At 65.7% G+C, this 6,787-nt stretch carries 6 protein-coding genes, 1 tRNA gene and 3 pseudogenes; 4 read left to right on the top strand and 6 right to left on the bottom strand.

The genetic code is table 11. The features are described 5' to 3' along the window. Positions 1–108: 108 nt before the first annotated feature. Positions 109–185 (top strand) — tRNA-Lys (locus tag ABD256_RS43845). A gap of 964 nt (positions 186–1,149) precedes the next feature. On the opposite strand, the pseudogene ABD256_RS43840 reads toward ABD256_RS43845, so the two are convergent. Both ABD256_RS43840 and ABD256_RS43835 read right to left on the bottom strand, forming a co-directional pair. Continuing rightward, positions 1,150–2,177 (bottom strand): annotated as a pseudogene (locus ABD256_RS43840) (fatty acid desaturase family protein). Further along, complete coding sequence (locus tag ABD256_RS43835; protein ID WP_344432303.1) at positions 2,174–2,332, bottom strand: hypothetical protein; 159 nt, start codon at positions 2,330–2,332, stop codon at positions 2,174–2,176. The pseudogene ABD256_RS43840 and the gene ABD256_RS43835 overlap by 4 nt, the downstream one beginning before the upstream one ends. Positions 2,333–2,823: 491 nt before the next feature. On the opposite strand from ABD256_RS43835, the gene ABD256_RS43830 reads away from it, so the two are divergent. After that, positions 2,824–3,027, top strand: a complete 204-nt coding sequence (locus tag ABD256_RS43830) for a cold-shock protein (protein WP_344432301.1) — start codon at positions 2,824–2,826, stop codon at positions 3,025–3,027. A 264-nt stretch (positions 3,028–3,291) separates the two neighbouring features. On the opposite strand, the pseudogene trhA reads toward ABD256_RS43830, so the two are convergent. Beyond that, positions 3,292–3,803, bottom strand: a pseudogene (gene trhA / locus ABD256_RS43825) (PAQR family membrane homeostasis protein TrhA); the annotation flags it as partial. A 20-nt stretch (positions 3,804–3,823) separates the two neighbouring features. Further along, positions 3,824–4,141, bottom strand: coding sequence for an AI-2E family transporter (locus tag ABD256_RS43820; RefSeq protein ID WP_344432299.1), 318 nt, complete (start codon positions 4,139–4,141; stop codon positions 3,824–3,826). Between the two features lie 854 nt (positions 4,142–4,995). Between ABD256_RS43820 and ABD256_RS43815 the strand changes: the two genes are divergently transcribed. Continuing rightward, on the top strand, positions 4,996–5,334 hold the full coding sequence (locus ABD256_RS43815) for a helix-turn-helix domain-containing protein (protein ID WP_344432297.1): 339 nt from the start codon (positions 4,996–4,998) through the stop codon (positions 5,332–5,334). A gap of 269 nt (positions 5,335–5,603) precedes the next feature. Beyond that, positions 5,604–5,720 (top strand): annotated as a pseudogene (locus tag ABD256_RS43810) (acyl-CoA desaturase); the annotation flags it as partial. Between the two features lie 69 nt (positions 5,721–5,789). Here ABD256_RS43810 and ABD256_RS43805 read toward each other — a convergent pair. Then, the gene (locus ABD256_RS43805) at positions 5,790–6,092 is read right to left on the bottom strand and encodes a hypothetical protein (protein WP_344432295.1); all 303 of its coding nucleotides are present in this window, start codon (positions 6,090–6,092) and stop codon (positions 5,790–5,792) included. A 186-nt stretch (positions 6,093–6,278) separates the two neighbouring features. Beyond that, the gene (locus ABD256_RS43800; RefSeq protein ID WP_344432293.1) at positions 6,279–6,581 is read right to left on the bottom strand and encodes a twin-arginine translocase TatA/TatE family subunit; all 303 of its coding nucleotides are present in this window, start codon (positions 6,579–6,581) and stop codon (positions 6,279–6,281) included. Positions 6,582–6,787 lie beyond the last annotated feature (206 nt).

The following is a 6,787-nucleotide window of genomic DNA, read 5'->3' as shown; positions in this document are numbered from 1 at the left end:
CCACAACTCATCCGGCACCAGCCGCCGGGACAACGCATCAGCCATGGCAACGATCATGCATCATCAGCCACAACATCCATACGAGACACGCTCTAAGCTGTCCTCGCGGGCCGCTAGCTCAGTTGGTAGAGCAAGGGACTTTTAATCCCCGGGTTGACCGTGTCAACGAGTGTCACATAGTGCCGTCGACTGCTGATCTGTGCAGGTCAGGCGGCGTTTTTCGTCGGCGCTAATGTCGGGCAGTGTCGCGGCGTGTCGTGTGCGCTGGGAGCAACGGAGCCCAATCGGAGACCGACATCAGCCCGCGGGCGTCGATCGCAGGCCGCCGTAGGTGCGGGGTCTGCCGCGTCACGGGTCGCCGCTACCCGCGCTCTTGTGAATCAGTTCTGCCTCGAATTTCGGTATTATCTGCTGTTTCACAATTTTATGATTAACCGTGTCAGTTAATGGTTACTCGATTATTTCGATGCGGACGTTTTCGACTATCGCGCATTCGCCGGGGCTTGAGTCTCTCGGCACTGAGATCGCGCGGCGGACCGCGGGTGCCTTCGGGACGCGGGGTCGGGCCCGCGCCGCACGGGTGGCCGCCGTGTTGGACTTGGGCGCGGGGAGCCGTTGTCCAGATGACGGCTTGTGGGACGTCCGCAAAGTTTCGGGCGCCGAGTTCAACGTTGGACCGGGATCCGACGACGGATCTTGAGCAGCCCCGTACGGCCGAGCCTGCCGAGCAACTGGGGAATGCCCCGTCCGGGCGCGGGCGCACGGATGAACCGGCGGTTCATGACGGCCTCCGTCGTTGCACCGGGGTTCTGGGTCGCGGTCGGTGAGACGTCCGGTTCGCTCGCCATGCCGCTGGCGGGTTAATACGGTGGCTCGTCTCCGTGCCGCACTACCGTCGAGGGTGAGCAGAGAATCGAGAGCGAGCGGTCGCCGGTGCTGGTCTCCCTGATGGCCGGGTGCGAGGTGAGAAGGTGGTGTCCGGTCTGGATGAATCAAGGCAGCGCGATCGGAACCACGAGTACCCCCATATGCGCACCCATCCGGAGAAACGATGTCCGCCGGCCAGAAGTCCAAAGCCTGCCCATCCGGATATCACTACGACCATTGACAGTGCGGGCGGGGTGGGCTCCCGTTGCGGGGAACGAAACTCTAGGACACTGCCTTGGTTGGGTGGGATGTGCGTAGCGGTGCGCCGATGGCGTGCAGGTGTACCAGGACTTGGCGGTAGGAGTCGACAAGGCTGGTCTGGGTGTAGGGGATGCGATGGGTGTCGCAGAAGCGTTGGACGATGGGTTGCGCGTGGCGGAGGTGGGGTCTGGGCATGCTCGGGAAGAGGTGGTGCTCGATCTGGTAGTTGAGCCCACCGAGGACGAAGTCGGTGACGCGTCCGCCGCGGACGTTGCGGGCGGTCCGGACTTGCTTGCGGAGGAAGTCGATCTTGGACTCGGTCATGGTCGGCATGCCCTTGTGGTTGGGCGCGAACGAGCAGCCCATGTAGACGCCCCACAGCGCTTGGTGCACGACGATGAACACGACCGCGAGACCGGGTGAGAGCACGAGGAACACCGCGGCGAGGTAGGCCACGATGTGCAGGCACAGCAGCGCCCCTTCGAGCCGTCGTGCGGGGGTTTCGCCGCGGATGACGGCTCTGATCCCGGAGACGTGCAGGTTCAGCCCTTCCAGGGTAAGTAGCGGGAAGAACAGCACGGCCTGGTGTTGGCCATCCACCGGAGGAACCCGGTTTTCAACCGTGCCTGGGTGCTGGTGAAGGCGAGGGCGGGGATGTCGAGGTCTGGGTCGTGGCGTTCGTGGTTGGGGTTGGAGTGGTGCTGGTTGTGTCCGTGGATCCACCACTGGTAGCTCATGCCCGCGAGTCCGCCATGGACTGTGCCGAGCAGGTCGTTGGGGCGGCGGGTGCGGAAGATCTGCTTGTGGCCGGCGTCGTGGCCGATGAAGGCGAGTTGCGCGAAGACGATCGCGAGCGCGGCGGCGATGAACAGCTGCCACCAGGTGTCGCCGAGGAACGCGAACCCGACCCACGCTCCGGCGAACACGGCGAGGTTGCCGCCGATTTTCGCCGCGTAGTAGCCGTAGCGACGCCGCAGCAGCCCCGCGCTCCGGATCTGCTGGGACAGGGCCGCGTACTCGCCGCCGGGCTGCGCGGGGGTCGTCGTCATCGCGACCGCGGGGCGGGGGCCGGTGCCGAGAACGCGACCCGGCGAGCGGGATGGGCTCCGCCGATGACGCGGGCGGGCATGGGGTCGGCCTCGGGGTGGCTGAACAGCACCGGCGGCACGGCATGCGGCCTTGGTGGGTGAATGGTGGTCCTCATGTGAGATCTCCTCAAGAAAAGTAGTGGTGGTGACCCTGTGGGCGCGCGGCGATGGGATCGCTCGGCGCGGTGCCGGTAGTCGTCGTGGTCGGGCCAACGCACGGTGGTGTGTGGCCTCGGGCGAAAGTCGCTCTGTTCCGCGGGGCAACGGAGCGACACGCTCCCCGTCGGTAAATGTGGCTTGATGGTCCGGTATTCGCCGTTCGGTGCTCCTCGCAACCGACATTCACGGCGTCCGGGACGCTCAGCCCTGCTGCTGACGGTACGCGATCCCGGCTCGCGCCACCCGGCAGGGGCGCGGGTTGACAGGCTCGCGGACCACGTGCTCCACTGAGGCTGGTTGAAGGTTTTTGTGTTCGTCATTTCGCTCGCAAGAATTCTGAGCGAGCGTATCTGGATTTCTTCCTGTTTCTTGATCCGCGAGCTTACGGCCCCGGCTGCCTCGCCGAGGTGGTCCTCGAAAGGTTTGACGTGATCAAGGAGATCTCCGCATGACTCAGGGCACTGTGAAGTGGTTCAACTCGGACAAGGGCTTCGGTTTCATCAGCCCCGACGACGGCGGCAGCGACGTTTTCGTCCACTTCTCCGAGATCACAGGCGATGGTTTCCGCAGCCTCGATGAGAACACGCGCGTCGAGTTCGAAACCGGCCAGAGCAACCGCGGCCCGCAGGCTACCGGCGTATCCGTCCTCTGACGTCCGCCGATCCTCGATGAAGGGCGTTCGCGATTCCGCGGGCGCCCTTCAGCATGTCCACCTCGACGCTCGTGCGCTCGTAGCCGCGCCCAGCACCCAGCGCCCGGCGCGACCACATCGTGCTGCTCCAGTTCAGCCGTCAGAGGGGCTGGGTGGATCTGCTTGCGGTTTCCGGCTGGCAGGGCGGCCGTGCCGACGCAGCGGGTGATCTCGGTGCCGTCCTTGTTCGGTGGCACCAGGGCCGGTGCGCACACGGTGTCGTCGTCAGCGCAGCAGGGCGAGCCAGATACTGATGTGGTGACAGATCGCGGCGACGGAGACCGCGGAGTGGAAGAACTCGTGGTAGCCGAAGGTGCGTGGCCAGGGGGCTGGCCAGCGAGTGGCGTAGAAGAGTGCGCCGAGAGTGTAGAGCAGACCGCCGGCCAGCAATAAGACGAGCGCCGCCGCTCCGGCCCTGTGCAGAAGGTCGCCGAGGACGAAGATCGCGACCCACCCCAGGGCAATGTAGAGCGGAACACCGACCCAGGGGGGTGCGTGGGGCCAGCGAGTCTGAGCAGCACGCCTGCGAAAGCGCCGCACCAGACCACGGTGAGCACGGTCGTCGCGGTGCCCGCGGGCAGGGCCAGCACGGAAATCGGCGTGTAGGTGCCGGCGATCAGCAGGAAGATCATGGAGTGGTCGAGTCGGCGCATCCAGGTCCACGCCGTCGGTGACGCCCACGTCACCAGGTGGTAGAGGGCACTGACCCCGAACAGGCCGAGCACGCTGACCACATACCCCTGGGCGAGGAAGAAGATCAGGCAAAACACCGTAAGCAGGAACTCGGTGAACACCTCGCCAAGGTGGCCGCGGTCGAGAGCGCGCCGGAAGCGATCGAGCCGCGATTCCGGTTCAGGGTGGCGGCCAGCTGGTCGAGCTGGCTCTGGGGCAGGTGGATCGGCCACGTGCGCAGGTCGTCCACGCTGCGCAGGATTTGCTCGATCAGCGCGGGCGTCCCCGCCGTCGCGGTGAGGACCACGAAAGAGATCACCCCACCCACCACCGCGAGGCCGCAGATCAGCACTATCGCGGTGGCCACCCCGCCCGGAACCTTCTTGTCGGCCAGCCACGACATGGACGGCACCAGCAGCCTCGGCCAGCAGCAGCGCCACCGCCACGGGCACCTGCACCGTCGCTAGCTGGACCGCGACGAACTCGATCACCGCCAGAGCGGCGGTGACCACCAGCAACTCCCCCACTCTCCGTCGAAGAAAAACTATGATCGTCGGGGTAGACATTCGACGGCGGGTGTGTGTAGTGTTCTTCTTGTACGGAGAGAGACAACGTCAAGCAGGCGCGGGAGAGGACGTAACTACCCGCGAAGCAAGGCAAGGCGGCCAGGTAGCGCGGAGCCGTTCATGAGCGAGGCTCTGGCTGATGGCCGGGAAAGCACCGGGATCGGGCAAGGAAGACGAAAAGCAGTAACGACGATCCCGGCGAGGTAATGCAGGACGCGGGCGGAGATGGTGCGCCCGCGAAGCAAGTGACAGGTAGTAGGCAGTATTCGAAGTAGGACGGTCAGGTGGCCGGAACCGGTCAGTGGTACGGGGTTCCGGACAGTGACCAGCGGCGTCAGGCGTGCTGGGACCGATCTCGATAAGGGGTTCCAGTCGGTGACGTCCGCGGCAGTACCAGATAGTGGAGTACGAGTCAGTTCAGTACCAGGTAAGTGGAATACACAGGAAAGAAGGGAAGGGTCACGTCATTGGATCGCCCGCCGTGGCTGTAGTTCGCCGGGCGGGTACCGCAGTACCATCGGATTGGAAGGTGGTTCTCGGTTACGCATAAGCGATCCCCGCGATGTCTGCCTTTCGGGCGGATGCGGGTACGGAAAGCCGGTCTCACGATCGGTCGACAACAGTGATGAAACCCAACCCTTGGGACCCCAGCGCCGTACGGCGCTGGGGTCCCTTGTGATGTGGAGGTGTAGTGAGCCCAGACCACCCCGACGACACCGCGGCGCTTTCGAGCGCGGCGGACAAGTTCGATGACGAGGACTACCCCGCCTACACCATGGGCCGGGCCGCGGAAATGCTCGGCACCACCCCCGGGTTCCTGCGCAGCCTCGACGAGGCGAAACTGCTTGCTCCGCAACGCTCCGCCGGTGGGCACCGCCGCTATTCCCGCTACCAGCTGCGCATCGCCGCCCGCGCCCGCGAACTCGTCGACGAGGGCACCCCGCTGCAGGCCGCCTGCCGCATCATCATCCTCGAAGACCAGCTCGCCGAAGCCCAACGACTCAACGCCCAACACGACCCACCGCACTGAACACGCCGCCGTCCCTCCCGTTTCCGGGACGGACGGCGCTTTCGGGCCAGCGAGGGCCCGGCGGTGATCGCTAGCGCGCCCGATGCTGCGCTGCTGAACACCTGGCGGAGCCGTCGTCCCGGCGATCACCTCACGACCCGCGTTTCGTGGCGCGGCCCAGGCCATACCGCCTTACCGCTGCTCGGGAGGCTAATGGCTGGTGGCCGGGGCCGCTGCCCGCCGTTGGTGGGCGGCGAGCGCCGCGACGGCGTCGTCCACCGTGACCGGCACGCGGACAGTTCGATATCTCCGCCCGCACCATCTGGGTCTTCGAGAAACTCGGCTGGGCCACCGACATCCGCTGGCCCAAACCCGAGCGGCTCGCCCGCGAACTCAGCACCACCTGACGTTCCAGAGCCGCCACGGTTCTGGCCACGGCACACCGGCTGACGGGTAATCGAACGATCCGCGGCGCGTCACGACACCATCTGCATCCCGCTGAAAAGCACGACGAGAAGGGCTCCGATGCCGAACCCGATGAGTGCGACCACACCTGCGGACGGTCGCAACCGCACGGTGGCGTACGCCAGACCCAAAGTCAGCATCAACCACGCTCCGACAAGCGCGAAGCTCGTCGTCATCGTGTCGCTCAGCAGCGAAACAGCCTTCGCGCCACCCGCGACTACGAGTGCGTAAGCGAGCACCTGGAGCCATTGAACTGGATGAATTCGAATACGCTTGACCGAGGCGAATCGCCACGAATAATGTTTGTGTGTCATTCTGTTTCTCCTGAGCTAGGGTGACAGCAAGTGGCGCGGGTAATGAGATTGTGCGATCCAGCCTGCTGGCAGGAGACCCGCGGTTGGGTATCGACCTCGGCGCGCCGGGGGTGCACGCGTTCGATGATCACATCGTCGGCGCGGAGCAGGCGCGCCAGCTCCGAGTCAGGTGGCCTCGGGATCGATCTACCGCGGGCGCGGTGCTCGTGCGCGCCGGGGGGGGACTTCCGGTTCGTTCAGATACCGGTTCAGGACGGCTCGCTGGCCGGTCGTGCAGAGGTCGGCCAGGTCCTGGAGTGGTTCGCGCAACTCGTCGAAGTCGGCCCCGAGGTCATTGGCGACCTCGTCGCGTGCCTGCGCGAGCATAGCGCGGGTGCGGCGTATCGCGCGTCCGGCCCACTCCGCGGCGCCGGGGAGGCGTTCTGGGCCGAGGATGAACAGAGCGGCCACGGCCAGCACCAGCAGGTGCTCGATGCTGAGCCCGAACATCGAGATGGCCTCCGTTGTTTCTGTTCCTCGAATTGTCCATTGTGGAGGCCGGGTGCGGGGTGGGCGTCGCGCCGCCCCGCACCCGGGGTCGGTGGGGTCAGGCGTTGTTGGCGCTGGTGTTCACTTCGCCGTTGACGCCCTTGGGGAAGAAGCCGCCGGAGGTGGCGGCCTTGGGGGTCAGGTAGACGATGTTGAGGACCTGTCCC

The sequence above is a fragment of the Amycolatopsis minnesotensis genome, assembly GCF_039529815.1.
In the GTDB taxonomy this organism is placed as follows: Bacteria; Actinomycetota; Actinomycetes; order Mycobacteriales; family Pseudonocardiaceae; genus Amycolatopsis; species Amycolatopsis minnesotensis.
This window is presented reverse-complemented; position numbering and strand designations above follow the sequence as displayed.

Coding starts and splice junctions, on each gene's coding strand:
- ABD256_RS43835 (WP_344432303.1), bottom strand. CDS start 2,332: ATGAGGACCACCATTCACCCACCAAGGCCGCATGCCGTGCCGCCGGTG.
- ABD256_RS43830 (WP_344432301.1), top strand. CDS start 2,824: ATGACTCAGGGCACTGTGAAGTGGTTCAACTCGGACAAGGGCTTCGGT.
- ABD256_RS43820 (WP_344432299.1), bottom strand. CDS start 4,141: ATGTCGTGGCTGGCCGACAAGAAGGTTCCGGGCGGGGTGGCCACCGCG.
- ABD256_RS43805 (WP_344432295.1), bottom strand. CDS start 6,092: ATGACACACAAACATTATTCGTGGCGATTCGCCTCGGTCAAGCGTATT.
- ABD256_RS43800 (WP_344432293.1), bottom strand. CDS start 6,581: ATGTTCGGGCTCAGCATCGAGCACCTGCTGGTGCTGGCCGTGGCCGCT.